We start from the raw sequence: 21,949 nt of genomic DNA on the forward strand, positions 1-21,949 counted from the left end.
GATCCTCATCGGGTCACCTCCTTCAACAGCCGCTCCCAGTCGTCCAGGAAGCGGGACAGCCCGTACCGGTCGAGCGCCGCCGCGCGTGCCTCGTCGCCGACCGTACGGGCGTACCGCGGGTCGGCGATGAAGTCGTGGACGGCGTCGGCCAGGACATCGACGCGGGTGGAGACCACCCCCGCGCCCGGCGGCACCGCCTCGGTCACCTCGGTGGTGGCGAGGGCGACCACGGGCATGCCGAGGTGCATCGCCTCCAGGAGCGACAGGCCGAGGGAGGTCCAGCGGACCGGGTGGAGGTAGAGGCGGCGCCTGGCCATCTCCGTGTGCAGCTCGCGCTGGACGAGTTCGTGCGTACGGCACCGCTCGGGCGGCAGGCCGAGGTGGTCGGCGAGCCCGTCGGTCTTCATGCCGAAGACGTCCAGGGGAGCGGCCCGCGCGAAGGCGGGCAGCAGGTCGGTGCCCGTCGTGCGGCCGCGCCGGATCGGCTCGTTCGTGACGACGGCCGCATGCGGGATCTCGCCGGTCCACAGCGGCCCTGGATCGACGATGCCGTGCTCGATGACGCTGGTCGCGGCGCTCCCGGCGTCCCACATCAGACGGTTGAAGTGGGTGACGTGGACGAGCGGGACGCCGGGCAGGTCGGCGGCCGGGTGCGGAGTGTTCGGCACGTCGCCGTCCGGGGCGTTGTGCTCCAGGTACACCATGGGCGGGCGGCGGCCCAGCCACTCCTGCGCGAGGGCGTACTCGTGCGGGCGTTGCAGGATCACCACGTCGATACCGGCGTCCCGCAGCTCTTCCGGCGGGAGTTCGAGCACGGAATCCGGCCAGTCGAAGGTGCGGGCGCGGCCGAGGCCGTCGGGCCCGCGGTCCGGGGTGACCGGGACGACGCAGGTGTGCGGGCCCTGGACGAACGCCGTGGTCCACGAGCCGTGCACGTGCCAGATCAGAATCCTCATCGAGCGACCAACACCTTCTCCACGGCGGCCACGACGTCGTGCGCGGTCACCGACTCCAGGCACGGGTGGCCGGGCACCGGACAGTGCCGGGCGCGGCTGTCCGCGCAGAGCGCGTCCTGGTCGCCGAGCAGGACATACGGGACGCCGTAGGGCCGCCAGCGCTCGGCCGGTACGACGGGGGCGAACAGGGAGACGACGGGCGTGCCGACGGCGGCGGCGAGATGGGCGGGCCCGGTGTTGCCCGTGACGACGGCCCCGGCCCCGGCGAGCACGCCGGAGAGTTCGGCGGCGCCGGTGCGGCCGCCGAGGTCGAGGCCGTGTTCACCGGCGACGGCGGCGGTCAGCTCGCGTTCCCCCGGTCCGCCGGTCACCACGGTCCGATGGCCGGCCGCCGTCAGTTCCCGTACGGCTTCGGCGCACCGTTCCGCGCTCCAGGCGCGGGCGGGGACGCTGGCTCCGGGGTGCACCACGACGTACGGCCCCGGGCCGGTGACACCGGTGGTGACGGGCGGCACCACCACCCGCAGCCGCCCGTCGTCCGGTCGCGGGAACCCGGCGGCCTCGGCCAGATCGAGAGCGGCCTCGGCCTCATGGGCGTGCGGCGCGCGCCGGTGGCGTACGTCGAGCAGCGAACCGGGGTAGTCCACGCTGTCCGCCGCGATGCGCTCCACACCGGCCAGCCGCAGCAGCAGGGCGGTCGGCAGCGGCGATTGATGGAAGGAGGTGAGGATCAGCGCCGTGTCGGCGTCGACCGTGTCGACGAGCTGCTCGACCTCTCCGCGGCCGACGGGCGGAGGGGAGAAGCCGACCCAGGGCGCGTCCCATACGAGGATGTCGTCGACGCCCGGCAGCAGGTGCGCGGCGGGGGCGCCGAGCGGCCCGCACAACACGGTGACGTGGTCGGCGCGGGCGGCGACGGCGCGGATCGCGGGCCCGGCGAGCAGCACGTCGCCGAAGCTGTCCAGGCGGGTGACGAGAGCCCTCATGGCACCCTCCCACCGGCGTCCCGGACGAGAGGCCCGTCATTGAGTACGCGCTCGTCGGTCAGTACGTCCTTGAGGGGCGGCGGCCCCGCGAGCACCGCGTGCACGGCGGACAGCAGGTCGGCCGCCACGTGCTCGGCGGCCGTGACCTCCTCGGGCCGCGTCTGCGCGTTGGGGACGAGGATGCCGAGGGCCCCGGCCCGGCGGGCGGCCTCGACGTCGGCGCCGATGTCACCGATCACGGCGATCCGCTCCGCAGGGGTGCGCAGCCGCTCCGCGGCCATGAGGATCATGCCGGGCCGCGGCTTGCGGCAGCCGCAGCCGTCGTCGGGGCCGTGCGGGCACACCGCCCACACGTCGAAGGGGCCCACCAACTCGTCGAGCCGCTCATGGACGCGGCGGACATCCGCGGTGGAGATGAGGCCCCGTGCGACGCCGGACTGGTTGGTGACGACGCCCGTGCCGATGCCGCTGGCGCGCAGCAGGGCGAGGGCCTCACCGGCGCCGGGCACGGGCCGGACCAGGTCGGGGTCACCGTTGTAGGGCACGTCCTCCACGAGCGTGCCGTCGCGGTCGAACAGCACCACGTCGATCGCGGTCACGGCGCCACCTCCCGCCACGGAGCGGCGCCGCGGTGGCGCCACCGGCCGCTGAGCCAGTGCCAGGTGGCGGCGGGCGGGATCAGCACACTGGTGGCGAGCATCGTGTCGACCTCCTGCCGGGTGCGCGGCCCCGGCGCGATGCGCGCCCACGCGAACTCACCGGTGCCCGCGGCCCAGCCGAGCGCGGCAGCCGTGGCGGCCCGCCGTCGCCCGCTCACGGCGAGGGCAGCGGCGGCGAGGCCGGCCGCCGTGATCGCGAGGTGGCCGCGCAGCCGCCCGCGCGGGGCGAAGGCCCGCTGCCACCAGTCGGGCCCGTGCAGCCGCCGCATGAGGGCGTCGTCGGCGTTGCCGCGCTGCGCGCGCAGCGACACCCAGCGGTCGGCGGGCCGCACCGGATGCCGGGTGGTGCGCCGCCCCTGCCGGATGCCCCACCCGGCGTCCAGGACACGCAGAGCCAGGTCGGCGTCCTCGCGGAAGGCGCGCGGGAAGCGCTCGTCGAAGCCGCCGACCTGCTTCAGCGCCTCGGCACGGAAGGCCATGTCGGCGGTGATCCAGCGCGCCTGCGCCAGGCCGGCGGTGCCGCGCTCCCAGTCGGTGGGGCTGCGCTCGCCGGGCAGCGGCACCGTGATGACGCCCTGCACGCCGCCGGTGTCGGGCCCCGCCGCCGCCAGGTCCTGGACGAGCTGGTCGCACCAGTGCGGGCCGACCTGCACGTCGTCGTCGAGGAAGGCGACCCAGGGCGTGGTGGTGGCCCGCAGCCCGGTGTTGCGGGCGGCGGCGGGCCCGCGCCCGCCGCTGTGGATCACCAGGGTGCGTTCGCGCAGGTCGCCGAGGACGCTCAGCGGGTGCTCCAGCGCCGCCGGGTCCGGCTCGGTCCCGGGCCTGTCGTCGACGAGGACGATCTCCTCGGGCTCCGGTCCGGTCGCGGCGGCGAGCGCGGCGAGGCAGTCGGCGAGCGTGTCGCGGACGAGCGTGGGGATCACCACGGCGTAGGCCGTCATACGTCAGGCCCTCCCGTACATCGCGCCCCGACGCACCGCGAAGGGACCGATGGCGAGCAGGTCCACGGGAGCGGAGCCGAAGCACTCCAGGGCGTCGCGCGGATCGTCGACCATGGGCCGCCCGGCGGTGTTCAGGCTGGTGTTGACGACCACGGGCAGCCCGGTGCGGTGCTCGAAGGCGCTCAGCATGCGCGCCACCAGCGGCTCCTGGCGGGCCTCGACGGTCTGGATGCGGGCGGTGCCGTCGACATGCACGACGGCCGGGATACGGTCGCGCCACTGCGGGGCGACATCGTGCACGAAGAGCATGTACGGGCTCGGCAGCGGCCCGCTGAACAGCTGATGGGCGCGCTCGGCGAGGACCATGGGCGCGACCGGCCGGAACTCCTCACGGCCCTTGACCCGGTTGAGCCGCTCCAGGTTCTCCGCGCGGCCCGGATGGGCCAGCAGGGAGCGGTGGCCGAGCGCGCGCGGCCCGTACTCGCTGCGCCCCTGGAACCAGGCGACGACACCGTCCCCGGCCAGCTCATCGGCGACCGTCTCGGCGATGTCGGCCGGCTCCTCGTACGGGACGCCGGCCTCCTCCAGCCAGGCGCGGATCTCCTGGTCGCTCCAGCCGCGCCCGAGGTCGGCACCGGGCATCGGCTGCGGGTTCTCCGCCACGTGCAGCGCGCCGCCGAGCGCGGTCCCCGCGTCCCCGGCGGCGGGCTGCACCCATACGTGCCGGTACGGGCCCCGCGCCGCGATCCTGCTGTTGGCGACGCAGTTGAGGGCGACGCCGCCGGCCAGGGCGATGGCCTCGCCGCCGGCCTCGCGGTGCAGCCAGTGCACGAGTTCCAGGAGGACTTCCTCCAGGACGGCCTGGGTGCTCGCGGCCAGGTCGGCGTGGTCCTGGGTCCACGGCTCGTTCTTGCCGCGGGCCGGGGCGAGGGCGGCCCAGTCGACGCCGTGGGCGCGGAAGCCGCCGTCGCCGGTGGCATGGACGTACTGGCGCAGCCGGGGCAGGAAGCGTGGCTTGCCGTAGGAGGCGAGCGCCATCACCTTGTACTCGTCGCTGCTGCGCAGGAAGCCGAGATGCTGTGTCAGATCCTCGTAGACGAGGCCGAGCGAGTCGGGCAGCGGCTGGCTGAAGAGGGTGTCGAGCTTGCCGCCGTCGTAGCGGCCGGCCAGGTGGGAGGCGCACTCGCCGCGGCCGTCCAGGACGAGGACCGCGCTGTCGGGGTGCGGGGCGGCGCGTCCGGCGGAGGCGGCGTGCGCCACGTGGTGCGGGACGAAGACGACCTGGTCGGGGTCGAGTCCGGGCAGGGCCTCGGCGAGGAACTCGGGGGCGCGGCGGGCGTAGTCCTGGCGCAGCGGGTCCCAGGGATCGTCCAGGCCCATGTCGGCGGCGGGCCTGGCGAGTTTGGGGTCGTACGAGTACGTGACCGCGTCCAGCTCGTCGGGCCGGATACCGGCGTGCTCCAGACACCAGCGGGCGGACAGCTCCGGCAGCTCCCACGCGGAGAACGGTACGGGTCGCTTGCCGTGCTTGCGGCGGCTGAACCGCTCTTCCTCGGCGGCGGCGAGCGTGCGCCCGTCCACGACGAGGGCGGCGGCCGGGTCGTGGAAGAGGGCGTTGATTCCAAGGATGCGCATGGGGGTCGTACTCCGTCCCGGGCGACGTAAAGGGACACTCTGGTCTCGCGGGTCCCGCGCTGAGGCTGCCTCAAACACTTGGAGACAACTCCCTCGACAGCAACCCGGGGCGGCGTCCGCCCTGTCCGGAGCGGTTCAGGCAGCCACTGACCGGGTGAACCAGCCGATCGTCCGCTCCAGGCCCTCGGTCCAGTCCACCTGTGGCTGCCAGCCGAGGCGCTCACGGGCCAGCCGGGTGTCGGGGCGGCGCCGCCGCGGGTCGTCGACCGGGCGTTCGACGAACCGGACGTGTGAGGCGGAGCCGGTGAGGCCGACGACGCGGTGGGCGAGGTCGACCATGGTGATCTCCTCGCCGCCGCCGATGTTGACCGGCCCTGGCTCACCGGAGGCGGCCAGGGCGAGGACGCCGTCGACGGTGTCGTCGACGTAGCACAGCGAGCGCGTCTGGCTGCCGTCACCGGCCACGGTCAGCGGCGTGCCGTCCAGGGCCTGCGCGATGAAGGTGGGCACGGCGCGGCCGTCGCCGGTGCGCATGCGCGGGCCGTAGGTGTTGAAGATGCGGACGATGGCCGCGTCGGTGCCGTGCACGCGGCTGTGCGCGGTGACCAGGGCCTCGGCGAAGCGCTTGGACTCGTCGTAGACGCTGCGCGGCCCGACCGGATTGACGTTGCCCCAGTAGGTCTCGCGCTGCGGGTGCTCCAGCGGGTCGCCGTACACCTCGGACGTGGAGGCGAGGACGAAGCGGGCGCCGTCGGCGCGGGCGCGCTCCAGCGCGAGGCGGGTGCCGTTGCTGCCGACGTCCAGGGTCTCCAGCGGCAGCCGGAGATAGTCGGCGGGCGAGGCCGGGCAGGCGAAGTGCAGCACCGCGTCGAAGCGGCCGGGCAGCGCGCGCCAGACCACGGGATCGGTGGCATCGCCTCGTACGAAGTGGAAGCGCTCGCGCCGGCGCAGCTCGGCCACGTTGTCGTGGGCGCCGGTGACCAGGTTGTCGAGGCAGACGACCGCGCAGCCGTCGTCGAGCAGCCGACCGCAGAGGTGGGACCCCACGAATCCGGCGCCGCCGGTCACCAAGGCCCGCCGCCAGGTCTGTCCGCGCCGGGCCTGTCCGCGCCGGGTCTGTCCATTCACGGGAAGCTCCTCACTTCTGTCCCTTCACGTGCGTATCGGCCTGGGTAACCCGGATCGGTCCTTCGCATACGTCCCGACATGCGCCGCCGCATCGACTGTGGACACGATGGATCCGTCCGACCACCAAGGCAGCACAGGCAAGGAGACGACGACCCATGGCGAGCATCAGCCCGATCGACCTGCAGAAGGCGCTCAAGGGCGCCCAGTACCCCGCGAGCCGCGACGACCTGGTCAGCCTGGCCAAGGACAACGGCGCCGACGACTCACTCGTCGATAAGCTCACCAACGCCTCCACGGACCAGTTCGACGGGCCGGACAAGGTCCAGAAAGTCGTATTCGACAACGAATAGCCCGGAGCGAACAGCCCGGACCGCGAGGTGATGGTCATGCCCGAACCAGGAAGCAAGAAGTACGACACCCGCCGCGCACGGCTGCGCAAGGACGCCGAGCGGTCGGGAGTCTCCGACCAGGACGCCGACCGGGCCGCCAGCGAGGCGCTCCAGGAGGACCCCGACTGGCAGAGCCGGGGCCCGCGCACCGAACGAGGGCGCGGCCCGAAAGGGGAACGCTCGGGGAACACCGACTGAGCCGGACCGTCCGTCCCGCCGCGCGGTACGGCGGCGGGACGGGCGCATGTTTTGAGCGGACAGGTGTCAGGGCGCGACCGTCTCCCCGGTGATCAGGTCCACGAAGCCGGGCAGACCGTGCTCGGCCAGTGCGCGCCGTTGGCGGTCGGCCGGGGTGCCCTCCTGGAGCAGCCGGTGCACGAGCGAGGTGACCTCACGGGTGTCCCCCGCCCCGTCCAGGGCCGGCGTGAGGTGGTCGAGCAGCATGCACAGCACGTCGCCCGCGCGGCGTGCCTGGCCGGTGGGGTCGATGAGCGTGCCGCTCAATCCGTGCCGCGCGGCGTGCCAGTTGCACGCCAGCAGCAGTTCTGGTGTGCACTCCGGGACCGGGGCGCCCGCCTTCTCGTCACGTATGGCGGAGGCGACCAGAGCCCGGACGATCCCCGCGAACATGACCGCCGAGTCGGCGCGCAGCTGCACGTCCGCGCAGCGCACCTCGACCGTGGGGTAGCGGTCGGAGAGGCGGGCCTGCCAGTACAGCTGGCCGGTGTCGGTGATGATGCCGGTGTCCAGCAGCGACCGGACGCGGCTCTCGTGGTCGGCGAGCGAGGCGAAGCGGGGCGGCGGCCCGCTCACCGGCCAGCGGCCGAAGACGACCGTGCGCCAGCTCGCGAAGCCGGTGTCGTCGCCGTCCCACAGGGGCGAGTTCGCGGACATGGCGACCAGGACCGGCAGCCAGACGCGGATACGGTTCAGGACGGCGACGCCCATCTCCTGGTCCGGCACGGCCGCGTGCACGTGCATGCCGTTGACGAGTTGCTCGGCCACGAGCTGCGGGGCCTGGGAGCGCATCGCCAGATAGCGGGCCTTGCGGGTCACCGGTACGGGCGCCGCCGTCCGATAGGGGAACGTCCCGCAGGCGGCGATGCGGCAGCCGCTGCGCTCCGCCGCCGCGCCGAGCGCGTGCCGCAGCCGCAGCAGGTGCCCGCCGACCTCCTCCAGGTCGCCGCAGACCGGCGTGGCGACCTCCACCTGCGCCTGCAGCAGCTCCGACTGGACCTCCGCGTCCTCGACGATCGGCCCGAGCCCGGCCGCTCCCCGCACTTGGTCCCCGAGCGGCACCGGCAGGCACGTGTCCGGATCGAGCAGCACGTACTCTTCCTCGACCCCAATAGTGATCATGTCCTACCGGGTACCCGGCGAAGGTCGGGATAAATCGGACATGATGGCGGTCCCTGTGGCAGCCCGCCCTTCGGGTACGCCCGGCCGCCCGGCGGCCCTCAGCCGCTCAGGTGACGCTCCAGCCAGTCGGCGGCGGTACGTCGGAACAGCCGCCGGTTGTCCGCCCGGCGGAACTCGTGGCCCTCGTCGTGGAGCGTCAGCAGCTCGGCCGCCAGTCCGCGCTCCCGCGCGGCACGCACCACCTGCGCGGACTCACCGGGCGGGACGTTGGTGTCGTGCTCGCCGTGCACGGCGAGCAGCGGTACGCGCAGCTCGTCGACGCGGCTCATGGGGGAGAGGGAACGCAGCAGCTCCCGGTCGCGCACCGGGTGGCCGTACTTGTGCGCCGCGGACTCCGCGATCCACGGCTCGGTCCCCGCGAAGAACGTCCCGAGGTCGGACATCCCGCACACCGCGACACCCGTACGGAACAGCTCCGGATGCCACACGAGGGACGCAAGCGTCAGGTATCCGCCGTACGAGCGTCCCATCACGGCGAGCCGCGTCGGGTCGGCGCGCCCGCTCAGGATCGCGTGGGCCGCGCAGTCGGCGACATCGTCGATCGCCGCGAACCGCCCGGTGCCGAGGTCGGCGTCCACGAACGACCGCCCCCACCCGGACGAGCCGCGGACATCGGGCGCGAAGACGTCCAGGCCCCGGCCAAGCAGTTCGTGGTACAGCGGGTCGAACACGGGCCGCTCCTGCTCCTCCGGGCCGCCGTGCAGATGGATCACACACGGCGCGGGCCGGCCGGCCGCGCGGTCCGGCGCCCGGTAGTACCAGCCGCCGAGAGGCAGCCCGTCGCGGGCGACCGGCCGCAGCGGGACGGGACGCACGGGCGGCCTGCCCGGCGGTACGGCGTCCTCGTCCCGGGACGACCACGGCGTACGCGTCGACGGTGCGCCCGGGGGCACCCACCACACTCCGGGGCGGCGCTGCGAACCGGACACGGCCAGCACCATCCCGCCCGGCCCGGCCCGGGTGATCCGCGTGACCACCTCGTGCGGCAGCGGTACGTCCCGGGGCGGCGTGGTCCCGGTGACCGCGCCGCCGACCACGGCCCCGCCCGCAGGGAGGCCCAGCGTCTGCAGCTCACTGGCGCCCCGCACGTTCCACGCGACAGCGGCCGTGCGGCCGTCCTCGGCGAAGGCGAGGAGTTCCAGGTCGCTGCCGTCGCGCTCGGCCACCACCGACACGCCGAGGCGCCCGCCGTCGTCGTCGAGACCGGCCGCCAGCAGGGCGGCGAACTCGCGCTCGTGGTCGCTGCGCAGCCACAGGGTGCGGCCGTCCGGCGAGAACCGGCCGATCCACGGGTCCCCGTCCGCCACCCGCAGCACGGAACCGGTCCCGAGGTCGGCGGTGCGCACCACCATGGCCTCCCGCCGCCCCCGCGGCCCCCGGCGCACCAGAGCGAACCGCTCGTCCTCGCTGATGTCGCACACCCGCAGCGTCGCGGCCCCCGGCTCGGCGGCGACGAGCACGGGCGTGCGGACCCCTTCGGGGTCGACCAGATACGCGCCGAGCCGGTCCAGCGCTCCGTCCGGACCGCCCGGCGCGCCGAGCAGTGTGGCCTGACCGTCGCGTTCCGCCCGGCTCGTGGGCGGCGGTTCGGCCACCGTCACCGCCACCGCCGCGCCGTCGCGCGTCCAGCAGCCCAGGTACGCCGAGCTGCCGGAGTCCGCGCCCGCCACGATGCGGCGGCCGGTGCCGTCCGGGCGTACGCACAGCACCCGCGTGTGCTCGCCGCCGCCCGGGGCGACCGTGTAGGCGATCCACCGCCCCTCGGGGGACCAGGCCACCTCCGTGACCGGGTCGGGGTCCGCGTCGAGCAGGTGGACCTCCGAACCGTCGACTGGCCCCGTCCACAGCTGCGGGACGCCCGTCCGGTCGCAGATGAACGCCACGTGCTCGCCCGTGGGGTCCACGGACGGATACCAGCAGCCGTGCGAGACCAGCGGCTGAGGCGTGTCCCGCAGGCCCGCCGCGTCGGCCAGCGGCACCGGCACGGGCGCCGCCGACGTGGATACGGTCAGTTGATCCCGTGTGTCTGCAGCCATATCTCCAGCAACGCTACGTGCCACAGGGCGTTCGCCCCGCGCTTCGTGCGGTGGTCGTCGGGGGCGGCGAGGAGTTCGGCGACGTACTCGTCACGGAAGACGCCGCGCGCCCTGGCCTCGGGGGCCCAGAGCGCCGTACGCACCCGTTCGAGGACGGGCCCCGCCATGTGGCGGATCGCCGGTACCGGGAAGTAGCCCTTGGGCCGGTCGACGATCTCTCGGGGCAGCAGCTCGCGGCCCGCGTCCTTCAGGACGCCCTTGCCGCCCTGCGCCACCTTCAGCTCCGGCGGGCAGGCCGCGGCAAGCTCGACCAGCTCGTGGTCGAGGAAGGGGGTGCGGGCCTCCAGGCCCCAGTCCATGGTCATGTTGTCCACGCGCTTGACCGGGTCGTCGACGAGCATGACGTGCGTGTCGAGCCGCAGCGCCGCGTCGAGCGCGGTCTCGGCCCCGGGCACGGCCATGTGCTCACGGACGAACCGTCCCGACTCGTCGTGGCCGGTGAGCAGGTGCGGCTGGAGGACGCGGGCGAAGTCGGAGTGCGGCCGGTCGAAGTAGACCTCCGCGTACGTCTCCGGCTCCCGCTCGCGCTCGACGGCGGCCATCTGCGGATACCAGCGGTAGCCGGCGAACACCTCGTCGGCGCCCTGGCCGCTCTGGACGACGCTCAGCTCCTTGGAGACCTGCTCCGACAGCAGATGGAACGCGACCACGTCATGGCTGATCATCGGCTCGCTCATGGCCGCGACCGCCCGGTCAAGGGCGGTCGACACCCGGTCCGAGGGCACCATCAGCTGATGGTGGTCGGTCTCGTGGACGCGGGCGATCAGATCCGAGTACGCGAACTCGTCGCCCTCCTCGCCGCCCTCCGACTCGAAGCCGACACTGAACGTCGCGAGGCCCCGCTGGCCCTCCTCGGCCAGCAGCGCCACGATCAGCGACGAGTCGAGGCCGCCCGAGAGCAGCACGCCGACCGGCACGTCGGCGACCATGCGGCGGCGCACCGCCGTCCGCAGCGCGCCGAGGACCGCGTCGCGCCAGTCCGCCGCGTCCATGTCCGCGTACTCCGCGCGGCGCGTGTACGACGGCTGCCAGTAGCACCGGTCGCGGTAGGAGCCGTCCGGCTCGATCACGCGCACGGTGGCGGGCGGCAGCTTGCGCACGCCGTTGAGCACGGTCCGCGGGGCGGCCACCGTGGCGTGCCAGCTCAGGTACTGGTGCAGTGCGACGGGGTCGAGCGACGTGTCGACGCCGCCGCCCGCGAGCAGGGCGGGCAGCGTCGAGGCGAACCGCAGCCGGCCGGGTCCGTGCGACAGATACAGCGGCTTGATGCCGAGCCGGTCACGGGCGAGTACGACACGTCCGGTGTCGTTCTCCACGATGGCGAAGGCGAACATGCCCATGAAGTGGTCGACGCAGTCCGTGCCCCACTCCTGGTACGCCTTCAGGACCACCTCGGTGTCCGAGGTGGAGAAGAACCGGTGCCCGAGCGCGCGCAGCTCCGCCCGCAGCTCCCGGTAGTTGTATACGCAGCCGTTGAAGACGCCGGTCAGCCGGGCCTCGGTGTCCGCCATGGGCTGCGCGCCCCGCTCGGACAGGTCGATGATCTTCAGTCGCCGGTGGCCGAGTGCCACAGGGCCCTGCGACCAGACGCCCCGCCCGTCGGGCCCACGGGCCGCCATCCGGTCCGTCATGCGCTCCACCGCGGCCACGTCCGGCCGCCGGTCATCGAAGCGGACCTCACCGCTCAGACCGCACATTGGCACCTCCCTGCTGTGCCGCACGGGCGAGCCCGGACGGCGACCACGTCGGTCACATTCAGACTCTATGGTTCACCTTGTTCGCATACGTCCCTGATTGCTCCCTCTCGATGTGCCCAGGGGCTGGGGCCCGTGCCGTCGCGCCAGGCGTGGAGATCCTCGCCGTTCACGCAGACGATGCCGCACTGCCGTGCGTACGCGAGGGCCGGAGCGGTGAAGTCGCTCGTCGTGACGAGCGCCGCGATGTCGGCCCCGTGCACGGTGAAGCACGTACCTCCGAAGCGCTGCAGGTCCTGTGAGCCGACCTTGTTGGTGTCGCCGTAGTGCTTGCACTGGATGACGACGCGCCTCCCGTCCGAGGTGGCCGCTATGACGTCAGCGCCCAGGTCGCCGGCCCCGCCGACCACTTCCACCGCCTGGCAGCCGTCACGGGCGCACAGCTCCGCTATGGCCTGCTCGAAGCCGTCGGCGTCGAGTGCGAGGTAGTCGAGTACGGGGTGATCGACCGGCTCGGCGAGGGGCGGCGCGTCCGCGTCCGCCGCCGTGGCGTGGAGGTCGTCGGAGGCCTTCTCCGCCGCTTCCTCCAGGGCCTCGGCGGCGTGGCGCGCGTATCGCGCGGCGGAGAAGCGGCGCCACCTGAACCGGCACAGCAGTGCGGCCGCGACGCCCACCACGACCAGGACGACGGCCCACAGCGGGCGGCTCTCGACGATGCTCGCCGCGGTGCGCACCAGGAACGCCGCGACGCACAGGATGATCGCGAGCAGGACGAAGAACAGGGCGGTCGCGCGCAGATCGAAGCGCCGCTCACGGTCCATGCGCCGAACGGGGCCCGGACGTACGGTCATTGCGCTCCCTCACGAGGACGACAAGAAGATCACTCGTCTACGTGTGCCCAAGATCAACGGGCCCCACCACCAGGTGTTCCAGGACGGTGATCCCGAAGTGGGACCGTGTCCTCGGCGGGTCGAGGAAACGGAGGGTGTCCCACTTGTCGCGCAGGCCTTCGAGGGCGAGCTGCGATTCCAGCCGGGCGAGGCCCGCGCCCAGGCAGTAGTGGGCGCCGTGGCCGAAGCCGAGGTGCCGTTTGATCCGACGTTCGTAGTCGAGATGGTCGGGCCGGTCGAAGGTCTCCTCGTCGCGGTTGGCGGTGCCGAGCATGATGAGGACGAGGTCACCGGCCGATATCCGCCGGTCGCCCACCTCGATCGTGTCCGTCGCGAGCCGCGCCACCTGCTGGACCGAGGTGTCGAAACGGAGCAACTCCTCCACGGCGGCGCCGATGTCGGCCTTGTGCAACTGCTCCCAGGAGCCCGTGTGGAGGATCGACCGCACGGCCTTGCCGATGAATGACGACGTCGTCTCGAACCCCGCGTAGATGAGGAAGGTCGCCGTGGCCCAGACGTCCTGGAGTTCGATCTCGCCGTCGCGCTGAGCCGTCCGCAGGAGGTGCAGGGCGCAGTCCTCGGGGAGTTCCCCTTCGAGGGCCTGGTCGATGACCGCGGTCATTTCCCGCAGGGCGGTGTGCCCTCTGCTGACCACGTCCGGCAGATAGTCCGCCACCAGCAGGGCCGCGACATCCAGGGCCCATGGTTCGAGGTGGGGTGCGACGGCCGCGTCCAGGCCGAGGATGCGGCAGATGACCCGGCCCGAGAGGGGGACGGCCAGGTCCTCCATGACATCCAGGGAGTCGCGGTCGCCGGCCAGCAGCTCGTCGACCAGTTCCTTGATGAAGGGCTGATGCGCGGCGATGCGGTCGGCCGCGAAGAGCGGCGCGACCAGCCGCCGGGCACGGTGGTGTGCCGGGTTGTCGTTGAACATGAACCACTTGCGCACGAGCCCCGAGGTGCGTGCCCCGTCACCGCCCACGCCCCCGGCCGCCGCGTGCAGGGGAGTGCTCGCCCGCTCCGGCCACGCGGAGGACAGTGAGGGGTGACGCAGCAGGTCGGTCGCCGCACGGAACCCCGTCACGAACCACAGTTCGAGATCCTCGTCCCAGCGGACGGGCTCGTCCTCCCGCAGCCCGAGATAGTCACGGCACGGATCGCTCGTCGTGCCGGCACTGCTCTGGTACGGGCAGCCGGTGGGGGGTGTGCTCACAGGACTCACAGGACTCACAGGACTCACAGGACTCACAGGACTCACCGGGCTCACATGGCTCGCTTGACTCACTTGGACTACCTCTGCTGGGACTGGTCGCGATGCGGTGGGCGGGCTCAGTCGCACTGTTCGGGACGGTGGAAGGCGCGGCGGTACCAGGTCAGAGGGCGCGCTTCCGTGTCGAGCCGGACGTCCGTCAGCTCGCCGATGAGCAGGTCGTGGTCACCGACCGGGACGACGTCCTGGCGGGTGCACCGGTAGAGGGCGCTCGCCTCGGTGACCACGGGGAGCTGCGTGCCGGGCAGGGTGGAGATTCCCTCGCCCGCGAAACGGTCGATGTCCCGGGTGGAGAAGCGCGCGGCGATGTGGCGCTGGTCGTCGCCGAGGACGTTGATGACGAACTCCGGGGCCCGGGTCAGCGCGCCGTGGCAACTGGCCGTTCTGGCCACGGAGACGGAGACCAGCGGCGGGTCGAGGGAGATCCCTGTCACGGTGCTCGCGGTGAGGCCCGCGTTCTCCCCGTCGTGGCGCGTGGTGACGACGCAGACCGGCACCGCGAGCATCGACATCGCCTCGCGGTACTCCTGCGCGCTCACTGCTGTGCGTCGCTGTGCGGGCACCGTCACGAAACAGCCTCCGACTCGATTTCGGTGAGGGGCAGGGCGGGTGCGGCAGGCGTGGCCCGCAGGTCACACACCGAGCCGCTGCTTGATCTCGGCGAAGTAGGGGATGTGCTGGTAGTCGCGCACCTCGGGGTCGAAGACCGTGTAGGCGTTGGTGAATTCAAGGAGCTGCTTCTTGACCGCGTCCACGGGTTCCGTGTGGATCCGGCTCTCGATGGCCTGGATCTCCTGGAGGAAGGCCGCGAGTGCGACGGGAAGGTCGGGGAGGAGTGTGATCCGCCCATTGGCGAGGCGGATTCCCTTGTGCTCCGTGAGGTAGTTGAAGAGGAGCTGGGAGGCCACCGCGTCGTAGTTGGGGCGGGGGATTCCTTCGACGGCGTAGCGCAGCAGTCGTTCCGCGAGCATGAACTCGTAGGCCGCCAGGGCCTCGGCGCGCGGGAGGTTCTCGTCGTGGAGGCAGGCGAGCATTCCGGATACATCGACCCGCAGCTCTTCGAGGCCCGCCAGTGGCTTCATCTTCTTCGCGGAGAGGAAGTCGGGAATGGGCATGTCGCCCTGCCTGTGATGGTATTCGTGGAGCCTGACCCACCAGGATGCCGCCTGTTCGACCTTCTTGTCGGAGACTCCCTGAATACGCGGGAAGCTGCCTGGCTCCATCACCGCGTCGATCATTTTCCGGGTTATTCGGTTGTGCCGCTCGACGAATTTGTCCACGAAGTAGAAGATGAGGTCTTCGGGCTGCTGGATACCGTCGATGTGGTTCTCCGGGAAGAGGGCAACCACCACCCGTGAGTGGAATCCCTTGGTGGCTCCGACGATGTTCACGGGCATGGTGTTGCTCGCGTACCGGTCCGCCAGATAGGGGTCCGTGGGAAGCGTCTCGTAGGTCAGGTAGTCCAGGTTCAGCTTGGGGAAGTACGAGGCGTCGAAGAGGGAGAAGATGTGGTTGTCCGTGCGGGTGTTGATGTGCTCCTTGACCGCTTCGAGGCGGTCGCCCGACCTGAACGAGCGTATGTCCTCCAGGAGCGCCTGGACGGCGGGCAGTCTCCGCAGGGAGCTGCTGCCTTCGAGCTTCGTGGAAAGGTCCTTGAGGGTCGCTTCGTCCCGGAACAGCGCTCGCTCCGGAAGCGTTTCCCGGATCTCGTGGACCTTCGCGAATGCCTCGTCCATTTCGTGCATCCCTTCACATGTGGAGTGTGTGCAGCGGCGGAATCATCCTGAATGATGGATTCCGCATCCGTCGGTCTTCTCGACTCCTCCACCAAGACGGGTGGCGGGGAAGGAGGGGCGGTGCAAGTCTAAAGATTCGACTGCGCGATCACAATAAACTTCGGCCCGTGATTCGGTGCGGTGGCAATGTCGGCCGGCCGTCCGTGGAGCCTTGCCGATCGAGGGCCGCACTGTTAGCTTCTAGGCCAAGATCGGCTGTCCGGGACAGTTGAATTCACGCCCTATCTGCCTTATCTGCCTTATCTGGAGGTTCGTGTGAGCGAGCAAGGTCTCTTTTCCGTGGTCCTCAACGCCGAGGAGCAGTATTCGGTCTGGCCGCAGGGCAAGGACATACCGGACGGGTGGCGTGCGGACGGTGTGACCGGCACAAAGGAAGAGTGCCTCAGCCATATCGCCGAGGTGTGGACCGATATGCGGCCTCTGAGCCTGCGCCGCGCGATGGAGACGCAGGGCTAGCGATATGACAGGCGCCGCGAAAGACAAGAAGGGCAAGAAAGACAAGTGGGTTGCCTATCGGCGGCCGGGCAGCGAGACGGCCACCCGGCTGTTCTTCCTCCCCTACGCGGGTAGGGGGGCGTCGGGCTACCGGGAGATCGCGGACAGCTTCGGCCCCGAGGTCGAACCGGTACTGGTGCAGACCCCGGGCCGGGAGGGCCGCCTCGCCGAACCGGCCGTGCCCGATGTCGACGAGCTGGTCGCCCAGCTGGCCACCGCGCTGCGGGGCCATCTGGATGTGCCGTTCGCGTTCTTCGGGCACAGCATGGGATCGCTGATCGCTTTTGAGTTGGCGGCCCATCTGGAGCGGACCGGGCCGGGACTCCCCGGGCCGGTCGCCCTGTTCGTCTCGGCGGAGAGTGCCCCGCATCTTCTGACCCCTCCCGAGGTGACCGACGAGCAGTTGACCGACGAGCAGTTCCTCGCGGACCCGACGCGTGTGCGGGAGAACAGCCCGCTCAAGTCCGACCCGCTGTTCCTCGAACTGATGCTGCCGAGCTACCGGGCCGACTGCCGGCTCGTCGAGCGCTACGCGGCCCGGGACAGCTACACCTCGGTGCGCTGCCCGGTCTCCGCGTTCACCGGCGAGTACGACGACGTCGTACCGCCGGAGTCCGTGGCCGCCTGGAAGCAGCACACCACCGGCCGGTTCCGGCTGAGGATGCTGCCCAGTGGCGAGGAAGCGTTCTTCGAGCCGGAGTCCTTCCCGCTGATCACGGCGGCGGTCGAGGGCGACCTGCGGGCTGCCCGGCAGTCCTGACGCGTCCACCGGGGCCGGTGGGAGAGGCGAACCGCCTCTCCCACCGGCTTCGGCGTCACCGGCGCTTCCACTGGCTTCGGCGTCACCGGTGCTCCCACCCGCTTCCGCGTCGCTGGCGCTCGCGCTCGCACCCGCTTCCGCGTCACTGGCCGAGGAGATCACCGACCTTCCCGTCCGGACTCGCCGTCATCCGTTCGAGCACCTCGGCCAGTTCGGCCGCCAGCTCCCGCACCACCGGCTCCTCCGCCCTCGCCGCGTCGTAGATCATGGCGAGCCGCAGCGGCTTGACGTCCACCGAGACGATGAGCGCGGCCCCGACCCGGGAGAACCCCGCCGTGTCGACCACCCTCAGCCCGCCCGCCGGCACGTCCTGGAAGTTGTGCGGGTAGTTGTGGATGATCAGCAGCGTGTCCCACAGGGCCCCGGAGACACCGGCCCGCTCCTGGAGAACCCCGAGATCGGCCGTGGACAGCTCCTTGAGCCGGGCGCCGCGCTGGTGGAGCCCCTTCATCCAGCCGCCGACCGTCTCCCCGGGGTCGAGCCGCAGCCCGGACGGCAGCGTACTGATCATCAGGCCCAGCATCCGGTCCACACCGTGCACCTCGGCCTCACGGGCGGAGAAGACCAGACCGTACTGAACGTCCGGGCTGCCCGTGCGCCGCGCGAGCACGGCCGCCCAGGCCGCCTCCAGCAGCGTGCTGATCGTGAGGCCGTGCTCCCGCACGAACGCCTCCGCCCCCTGGGGAAGCGGGAAGCGCAGCTCACCGTACGGCTCCGGGGAAGGTCCCACCTCGGGCGAGAAGAGCGACCGCGGCGACAGGTCGCGCAGCTGCTCCTCCCACAGGCGCTCCGCCGACGCCCGCTGCCGTGCCCCGAGCCACTCGACGTAACTGCTGAAGCACTCCCGGGGATCGGCCGGCGGCTCGGGGCTGTCCGTGCGCACCGCCGCGTGCAGTTCGAGCAGCTCGTCGTACAGCTGGGCGAAGCTCCAGCCGTCGAGCAGCGCGTTGTGCCGGGTCCACACCATGGCCCAGCGGCGCTCGCCGAGCCGCAGGACGGTCATGCGGCTCAGCTGGGTGGCCTCGGGCGGGAAGCCGGTGCGCCACTCCTCCTCCAGCAGCTCGCGGCGCCCGCGCTCCTGCTCCTCGGGCGGGTACGCGCTCCAGTCCTCGTAGCGGAAGGACGGCTCGGTGGCCGGGTGCACCGTCTGCTCGCACCGCTGCGGCCGCTCGTGCAGCGTCACCGAGGTGCGCAGCACCGGATTGCGCTCGACCAGGCGGCGGAACGCGGTCCGCATCGCCTCCGGGTCGACCTCGCCCTCCAGCAGCAGCTCGGCGGGCACGATGTACGCCCCCCGGCCCGGCGCCGTCGCGGCCTCCCGCAGCATCTCCCGTTGCAGCGGCGTCAACGGGAAGCGGGTGCGGCTCCCCGCCGGGACGGGAGTCGGACCGCTCCCGCCGGGCGCGCCGCAGCCCTCGGCCTTCTCGGCGGCCGCGGTGGCGGCGGCGTCGGCCAGCGCCGCGAGCGTCTGGTGCCGGAAGAGCGCGGGGACCGTCACCTCGATGCCCGCCCTGCGCGCCTTGGCGACCATCTGGATGCCGAGGATGGAGTCGCCGCCGAGCTGGAAGAAGCTGTCCTCCCGGCTGATCCGGTCCACCCCGAGCACCTCCGCCCACAGGGCCGCGAGCATCAGCTCGCGCGCGCCGAGCGGGGGCGTGGAGCCGGTGGCCTCGACGGCGACGGGACTCGGCCGCTCGGGCGCGGGCAGGGCGTTGCGGTCCAGCTTGCCGCTGGAGAGCACCGGCAGGCCGCCGGGCAGCTCCACATACGCGGCCGGTACGGCGAACTCGGGCAGCCGAGCGGCGAGATGCTCGCGCAGCTCCCCTTCACCGCCCGCCGGGCTGCCGCGGTAGTACGCGACGAGCCGGAGCCCGCCGTTGCCCTCCGCCGCGACGACGGCCGCCTCGCGGACCGCCGGATGGGCGAGCAGCGCGGCCTCCGCCTCGCCCGGCTCCACCCGCACGCCGCGGATCTTGACCTGCCGGTCGACGCGGTCCACGTACTCCAGCGTCCCGTCGGGACGCCAGCGCGCCCGGTCGCCGGTGCGGTAGAGCCGGCCGCCGGCCGGGCCGAACGGGTCGGGGACGAAGTGCTCGGCGGTCGTGCCGGGCCGCCCGCGGTAGCCGCGGGCCAGCTGGATCCCGCCGAGGTACAGCTCGCCGGGGACACCGATCGGCTGGGGGCGCATCCGCTCGTCCAGGACGTAGCACGTGGTGTTGGCCACGGGCCCGCCGATGGCCACGGACGCGGGCCGCTTCGGCACGGGCCAGCACGTGACGTCCACGGCCGCCTCGGTCGGGCCGTACGCGTTGAAGACGCGCACCTGCGGCAGGACCTCCTGCACCCGGGCGGCCAGCGCCGGGTCCAGCGGCTCGCCGCCGCTGAACAGCACCCGCAGCCCGGTGCACCGCGCGGCCTCGGGCTCCTCGGCGAAGTGCCTGAGCAGCGAGGGGATGAAGTGCGCCACGGTGACCCCGTGCTCGACGATCAGCCCGGTCAGTTCGCTGAAGTCGCGGTGGCCCTCCGCGCTGGGCAGCACCACCGTCGCGCCCATGTGCAGCGGCCCGAACAGCTCCCACACCGCGTAGTCGAAGGTCGGGACGGCGTTCTGGAGCACCACGTCGTCGGCGCCCAGACCGCAGTCGCGCCGCATCCAGCGGAGCCGGTTGACGACGGCGCGGTGGGGGACCATGACGCCCTTGGGCGCGCCGGTGGAGCCCGAGGTGTAGAGGACGTAGGCGAGGTCGCCGGGACCGGGGCGGCCCTCCGACGGGGCGGGGACGGACGGCCGCCCGTCGTGGCGCCGGACGCCCGACGCGTCCACCAGGAGAGCGGCGCCCGCGTCCGACGCCATGAACTCCCTGCGCTCGGCGGGCCAGTCAGGGCCGAGCGGCAGATAGGCGCCGTCCGCCTTCAGCACCGCGAGCAGCGTGACGAGCAGCCGCACCGAGCGCTCCAGGCAGACCGCGACCACCGTCTCGGGACCGGTGCCGAGTCCGCGCAGCCGGGCCGCCAGCCGCTCGGCCTCCGCGTCCAGTTCGGCGTAGGTCAGCTTGCGGTCCGTGCCGATCACGGCGGTGAGGTCCGGGGTGGCCCGGGCCTGCTCCTCGAACAGCTCGTGGACGCGGCGGTCGGGGCCGAGGTCGGCCGCGGTGTCGTTCCAGTCGTGCAGGACCTGCCGCAGCTCCGCCGCGGGCACGGTCTCCAGCGCGGACAGCGGCCGGTCGGGGGCGGCCGTCACGGCTTCGAGCAGCGCGCCGAACCGGTCCGCGAAGCGGCGTACCGTCGCCTCGTCGAAGAGGGCCGTGGCGTACTCGACGTCGACGAGCAGCTCCTCCGGGGCCTCCCAGACGTACAGACTGAAGTCGTACGTCGCGTGCCGCCGCGGCACCGGGAAGAAGACGCCCGTGACCTCGCCCAGGTCGGCGCGGATGGCGGGCGGGGTCGGCTGGGATATCAGTGTGGTGGAGAACAGCGGCGGCCGTGACCGGTCCCGCTCCACGGCCAGTTCGGTCAGCACCCGGCCGAACGGCACGTCGCTGTGGGCCATCGCGTCGAACCCGGCCTGCCGGGTGCGGCCGAGCAGCTCGCGGAAGGTGGGGTCGCCGCCGAGGTCGCCGCGGAAGGGGACCATGTTGACCAGCGCGCCCACCATCCGCTCCAGGCCGGGCCGCGACCGCGTGGACACCGGGGACCCGACCACCACGTCCTCGCTGCCGGCCCAGCGGCCCAGCAGCACCTGGAACGCGGCGAGCAGCACCGTGAAACGCGTCGCCCGCTGCTCGCGGGCCAACGCGTCGAGGCCGTCCCTGACGGCGCCGGGCACGGCGAAGCGGAACCTGCGCCCCGCGGTGTCCCGCACTTCGGGGCGGGGACGGTCCAGCGGCAGTTCCAGCTCGGTGGCGTCGGCCAACTGCTTGCGCCAGTACGCGAGTTGGCTGTCCAGGTCCTCGGTCTGCCGTCGGAGGGTGTACCGCGCGTACGAGGGGGCGGGCCCCTCGGGCTCGCCGCCCGCGTAGAGGGTGGCCAGCTCCGCGCAGAGCACCTCCATCGTCGGCCCGTCGGCGACGATGTGGTGGGAGTACAGCAGGAAGACGTGGTCGGTGGGGGAGAGCCGCACCAGATGCGGCCGCAGCAGCGGGCCGACGGCCAGGTCGAAGGGCTCGGTCAGCCGGTCGAGGGCGTACGCGCGTGCCTCGTCCTCGTCCCTCGCGTCCCGCCGCGTCAGCGTCAGCCGCGGCGCGGCGTCGGCGGGCAGGATCTCCTGGACCGGCCGGCCGTCGGGGCCGGCCGGGAAGCGGGTGCGCAGCCCCTCGTGCCGTACCGCCAGCCGGTCGATGGCCGACTGAAGCCGCCCGGCGTCCAGTGGGCCGCTCAGGCGCAGCGAGAGCAGTTCGGTGTAGGCGAGGTTGCCGGGGGCGACCTGCTCGGCGACCCACTGGGCCTCCTGCTCGGGGGAGAGCGGCAGTTCGTCCGGCACGGGCTCCGCACGCTGCTCCGGGGCGGGGTCTTGTGAGGGTGCGGGCAGCTTGCTCACGGCCTCGGCCAGGGCCTCGGTGAACTCTTCGAGCACGGGGTGGAAGAAGAGCAGCGTCAGCGGCAGTCCTTCGCCGAACCGCCCGCGCAGGGCGGCCATCAGACGGGCACCGCCGATCGAGTCGCCGCCCAGTTCGAAGAAGTCGTCGTCGGCGGAGAGCCCGGTCTGTCCCAGCGCCGTCTCCCAGGCGCTGACGGCGGCCGCCTGGATGTCCGCTGTCCGGGTGTCCATGGCGTCT

Annotated in this window: 18 protein-coding genes; 4 read left to right on the top strand and 14 right to left on the bottom strand. The window is 72.5% G+C overall.

Features of this window, described 5'->3' with window-relative positions; genetic code table 11:
- Positions 1-5: 5 nt before the first annotated feature.
- From ACWDZ7_RS17620 to ACWDZ7_RS17645, 6 genes are all read right to left on the bottom strand, one after another.
- On the bottom strand, positions 6-956 hold the full coding sequence (locus tag ACWDZ7_RS17620; protein WP_451797858.1) for a glycosyltransferase: 951 nt from the start codon (positions 954-956) through the stop codon (positions 6-8).
- Complete coding sequence (locus ACWDZ7_RS17625; protein ID WP_451797860.1) at positions 953-1,942, bottom strand: glycosyltransferase family 9 protein; 990 nt, start codon at positions 1,940-1,942, stop codon at positions 953-955. Before ACWDZ7_RS17625 ends, ACWDZ7_RS17620 begins: the two co-directional genes overlap by 4 nt.
- A complete protein-coding gene (locus ACWDZ7_RS17630; RefSeq protein ID WP_451797861.1) occupies positions 1,939-2,541 on the bottom strand; it encodes a D-glycero-alpha-D-manno-heptose-1,7-bisphosphate 7-phosphatase in 603 nt (200 codons plus the stop codon). Before ACWDZ7_RS17630 ends, ACWDZ7_RS17625 begins: the two co-directional genes overlap by 4 nt.
- Entirely contained in the window at positions 2,538-3,542 is a 1,005-nt protein-coding gene (locus tag ACWDZ7_RS17635; protein WP_451797862.1) for a glycosyltransferase family 2 protein, read from the bottom strand. The genes ACWDZ7_RS17630 and ACWDZ7_RS17635 overlap by 4 nt, the downstream gene beginning before the upstream one ends.
- Positions 3,543-3,545: 3 nt before the next feature.
- On the bottom strand, positions 3,546-5,177 hold the full coding sequence (locus ACWDZ7_RS17640) for a carbamoyltransferase family protein (protein ID WP_451797863.1): 1,632 nt from the start codon (positions 5,175-5,177) through the stop codon (positions 3,546-3,548).
- 135 nt (positions 5,178-5,312) lie between these two features.
- A complete protein-coding gene (locus ACWDZ7_RS17645) occupies positions 5,313-6,305 on the bottom strand; it encodes an NAD-dependent epimerase/dehydratase family protein (RefSeq protein WP_451797865.1) in 993 nt (330 codons plus the stop codon).
- A gap of 155 nt (positions 6,306-6,460) precedes the next feature.
- Between ACWDZ7_RS17645 and ACWDZ7_RS17650 the strand changes: the two genes are divergently transcribed.
- Together ACWDZ7_RS17650 and ACWDZ7_RS17655 are read left to right on the top strand one after the other, a co-directional pair.
- Complete coding sequence (locus ACWDZ7_RS17650; RefSeq protein ID WP_451797866.1) at positions 6,461-6,655, top strand: DUF2795 domain-containing protein; 195 nt, start codon at positions 6,461-6,463, stop codon at positions 6,653-6,655.
- Between the two features lie 36 nt (positions 6,656-6,691).
- A complete protein-coding gene (locus ACWDZ7_RS17655; RefSeq protein ID WP_451797868.1) occupies positions 6,692-6,892 on the top strand; it encodes a hypothetical protein in 201 nt (66 codons plus the stop codon).
- Positions 6,893-6,958: 66 nt separating this feature from the next.
- On the opposite strand, the gene ACWDZ7_RS17660 is transcribed toward ACWDZ7_RS17655, so the two are convergent.
- The 7 genes from ACWDZ7_RS17660 to ACWDZ7_RS17690 all read right to left on the bottom strand — a co-directional run bounded on the left by ACWDZ7_RS17660 (position 6,959) and on the right by ACWDZ7_RS17690 (position 15,799).
- Positions 6,959-8,053 (bottom strand): carboxylate-amine ligase, encoded by a 1,095-nt coding sequence (locus tag ACWDZ7_RS17660; RefSeq protein ID WP_451797869.1) that lies wholly within the window; start codon positions 8,051-8,053, stop codon positions 6,959-6,961.
- 98 nt (positions 8,054-8,151) lie between these two features.
- A complete protein-coding gene (locus ACWDZ7_RS17665; RefSeq protein ID WP_451797870.1) occupies positions 8,152-10,149 on the bottom strand; it encodes a S9 family peptidase in 1,998 nt (665 codons plus the stop codon).
- Positions 10,122-11,906: an N-acetylglutaminylglutamine amidotransferase gene (locus ACWDZ7_RS17670; RefSeq protein ID WP_451797871.1), complete on the bottom strand. Its 1,785-nt coding sequence runs from the start codon at positions 11,904-11,906 to the stop codon at positions 10,122-10,124. Before ACWDZ7_RS17670 ends, ACWDZ7_RS17665 begins: the two co-directional genes overlap by 28 nt.
- A gap of 65 nt (positions 11,907-11,971) precedes the next feature.
- Positions 11,972-12,754 (bottom strand): restriction endonuclease, encoded by a 783-nt coding sequence (locus tag ACWDZ7_RS17675; RefSeq protein WP_451797873.1) that lies wholly within the window; start codon positions 12,752-12,754, stop codon positions 11,972-11,974.
- A 37-nt stretch (positions 12,755-12,791) separates the two neighbouring features.
- Positions 12,792-14,006: a cytochrome P450 gene (locus tag ACWDZ7_RS17680; protein WP_451797875.1), complete on the bottom strand. Its 1,215-nt coding sequence runs from the start codon at positions 14,004-14,006 to the stop codon at positions 12,792-12,794.
- Positions 14,007-14,122: 116 nt separating this feature from the next.
- Positions 14,123-14,632, bottom strand: a complete 510-nt coding sequence (locus tag ACWDZ7_RS17685) for a flavin reductase family protein (RefSeq protein WP_451797876.1) — start codon at positions 14,630-14,632, stop codon at positions 14,123-14,125.
- A 63-nt stretch (positions 14,633-14,695) separates the two neighbouring features.
- Complete coding sequence (locus ACWDZ7_RS17690; RefSeq protein WP_451797878.1) at positions 14,696-15,799, bottom strand: DUF6421 family protein; 1,104 nt, start codon at positions 15,797-15,799, stop codon at positions 14,696-14,698.
- Positions 15,800-16,114: 315 nt separating this feature from the next.
- Here ACWDZ7_RS17690 and ACWDZ7_RS17695 point away from each other — a divergent pair, with 315 nt between their 5' ends.
- Both ACWDZ7_RS17695 and ACWDZ7_RS17700 read left to right on the top strand, forming a co-directional pair.
- A complete protein-coding gene (locus ACWDZ7_RS17695) occupies positions 16,115-16,315 on the top strand; it encodes an MbtH family protein (protein WP_451797879.1) in 201 nt (66 codons plus the stop codon).
- Between the two features lie 4 nt (positions 16,316-16,319).
- The gene (locus tag ACWDZ7_RS17700; protein WP_451797880.1) at positions 16,320-17,114 is read left to right on the top strand and encodes a thioesterase II family protein; all 795 of its coding nucleotides are present in this window, start codon (positions 16,320-16,322) and stop codon (positions 17,112-17,114) included.
- Between the two features lie 142 nt (positions 17,115-17,256).
- Here ACWDZ7_RS17700 and ACWDZ7_RS17705 read toward each other — a convergent pair whose 3' ends face one another.
- Complete coding sequence (locus tag ACWDZ7_RS17705; protein WP_451797882.1) at positions 17,257-21,942, bottom strand: non-ribosomal peptide synthetase; 4,686 nt, start codon at positions 21,940-21,942, stop codon at positions 17,257-17,259.
- Positions 21,943-21,949: the final 7 nt, after the last annotated feature.

Source organism: Streptomyces sp. NPDC003032, from assembly GCF_053591415.1.

Coding starts and splice junctions, on each gene's coding strand:
- ACWDZ7_RS17620 (WP_451797858.1), bottom strand. CDS start 956: ATGAGGATTCTGATCTGGCACGTGCACGGCTCGTGGACCACGGCGTTC.
- ACWDZ7_RS17625 (WP_451797860.1), bottom strand. CDS start 1,942: ATGAGGGCTCTCGTCACCCGCCTGGACAGCTTCGGCGACGTGCTGCTC.
- ACWDZ7_RS17635 (WP_451797862.1), bottom strand. CDS start 3,542: ATGACGGCCTACGCCGTGGTGATCCCCACGCTCGTCCGCGACACGCTC.
- ACWDZ7_RS17640 (WP_451797863.1), bottom strand. CDS start 5,177: ATGCGCATCCTTGGAATCAACGCCCTCTTCCACGACCCGGCCGCCGCC.
- ACWDZ7_RS17650 (WP_451797866.1), top strand. CDS start 6,461: ATGGCGAGCATCAGCCCGATCGACCTGCAGAAGGCGCTCAAGGGCGCC.
- ACWDZ7_RS17655 (WP_451797868.1), top strand. CDS start 6,692: ATGCCCGAACCAGGAAGCAAGAAGTACGACACCCGCCGCGCACGGCTG.
- ACWDZ7_RS17660 (WP_451797869.1), bottom strand. CDS start 8,053: ATGATCACTATTGGGGTCGAGGAAGAGTACGTGCTGCTCGATCCGGAC.
- ACWDZ7_RS17665 (WP_451797870.1), bottom strand. CDS start 10,149: ATGGCTGCAGACACACGGGATCAACTGACCGTATCCACGTCGGCGGCG.
- ACWDZ7_RS17670 (WP_451797871.1), bottom strand. CDS start 11,906: ATGTGCGGTCTGAGCGGTGAGGTCCGCTTCGATGACCGGCGGCCGGAC.
- ACWDZ7_RS17675 (WP_451797873.1), bottom strand. CDS start 12,754: ATGACCGTACGTCCGGGCCCCGTTCGGCGCATGGACCGTGAGCGGCGC.
- ACWDZ7_RS17690 (WP_451797878.1), bottom strand. CDS start 15,799: ATGGACGAGGCATTCGCGAAGGTCCACGAGATCCGGGAAACGCTTCCG.
- ACWDZ7_RS17700 (WP_451797880.1), top strand. CDS start 16,320: ATGACAGGCGCCGCGAAAGACAAGAAGGGCAAGAAAGACAAGTGGGTT.
- ACWDZ7_RS17705 (WP_451797882.1), bottom strand. CDS start 21,942: ATGGACACCCGGACAGCGGACATCCAGGCGGCCGCCGTCAGCGCCTGG.